Here is a 1,415-nt window from a genome sequence, read left to right as displayed (position 1 = left end):
CATTCTCTCAAGAAAAGTGGTCTCCGACAAACCCGGTACGGTTCAGCTGCTTAATGATTAAATCCTTATTCCGTCTGTCTTTACGTATGGTCACTGGCTTTGTGCAAAGTCTGATTAAACTTTGCGAATTAAATTGGATAGCTCCAGATTACACCACGCTTTGTAGAAGACAAAAGCATATTGATATTGTAATCAGCTACCAAAAAAGTAGCGATGGGCTGCATCTACTCATGGACTCTACAGGCATGAAGTTTCTAGGTGAGGGCGAATGGAAATGCAAGAAACATGGACCTGAATATCGTCGCCAATGGCGTAAACTTCATATTGGTATAGATGCTAAAACCCTACAAATACGAGCAGTTCAGCTTACAACCAATAATGTCAGTGATTCACAGGTGCTTGGTGATTTACTTAATCAGATTCCACAAGATGAGCAGATTAACTCTGTTTATACCAATGGAGCTTATGACACCAAGCAATGCCGTCAGGTCATTGCAGATCGGCATGGGCATGCGGTGATTCCACCTAGAAAAAATGCGAAACAATGGAAAGATACAAAGAGTAGCTCGCTAGAGCGAAATGAATTACTTAGAACAATTAAACGTTTAGGCAGGACACTATGGAAAAAATGGTCAGGCTATCATCGCCGAAGTTTGGTTGAGACTAAAATGCACTGCATCAAATTATTAAGAGATAAACTCAGTGCAAGGAGCTTTGATAGCCAAGTCAATGAGGTTCATGCACGTGTAGCAGTCCTCAACAGATTTACGGAATTAGGTCGACCACTTACCCAAGTTACGCCTTAAATTTGGCTCAATTAGGGGCGCTTTGCATTTCAAATCTTTGTGCAACAAAGCCCTTAAAAACAAGAAAAAGAGGATTGATAAAATGATGATAAAAAATAAAAAAGCGCCTGATGGCGCTTTCCTTTAATCATATTTATGGCGTCAGAATTACTTTACGACAGTCTTCTTCTTTTTTATCAAAAATACGGTAACCTTCCGCAGCATCTTCCAGTTTCATGCGATGGGTAATAATCAGATCTGGAGACAGATCTCCATTTTCGATATGTTCTAGCAACTGCGGCAAGTAATTATGCACATGAGTTTGTCCCATTTTAAAGGTTAAACCTTTGTCAAAGGCATCACCAAACAGGAAGCCGTGAATTGGACCGGCATAAACTCCAGGTACACTCACCACACCGCCGCGGCGGACCGCTGCAATACATTGTCTTAACGCTGAACCACTCGAACCTTCTAATTTCAGGTTAGTCATTACAGTTTCCAGCATGCTGCCTTTGGCTTCAAAACCGACCGCATCAATGACGGCATCGACTCCACGATAACCCGTGGTATTTTGAATGATAAATTCAGCGGCATCGACTTCATCAAAATTGACCGGAATCACCCCATAGG

The 1,415-nt window shown here is 41.7% G+C and carries 1 protein-coding gene and 1 pseudogene; one reads left to right on the top strand and one right to left on the bottom strand.

From position 1 onward, the window contains the following. Nucleotides 1-806: IS5 family transposase (locus J582_RS25190; RefSeq protein WP_050674874.1), on the top strand; the 806-nt coding region annotated here is incomplete at its 5' end. 133 nt (nucleotides 807-939) lie between these two features. Here J582_RS25190 and J582_RS25185 read toward each other — a convergent pair. Then, nucleotides 940-1,415, bottom strand: a pseudogene (locus tag J582_RS25185) (glutathione-dependent formaldehyde dehydrogenase); the annotation flags it as partial.

This window comes from Acinetobacter sp. 1566109 (genome assembly GCF_000582255.1).
GTDB lineage: Bacteria > Pseudomonadota > Gammaproteobacteria > Pseudomonadales > Moraxellaceae > Acinetobacter > Acinetobacter nosocomialis.
This window is presented reverse-complemented; position numbering and strand designations above follow the sequence as displayed.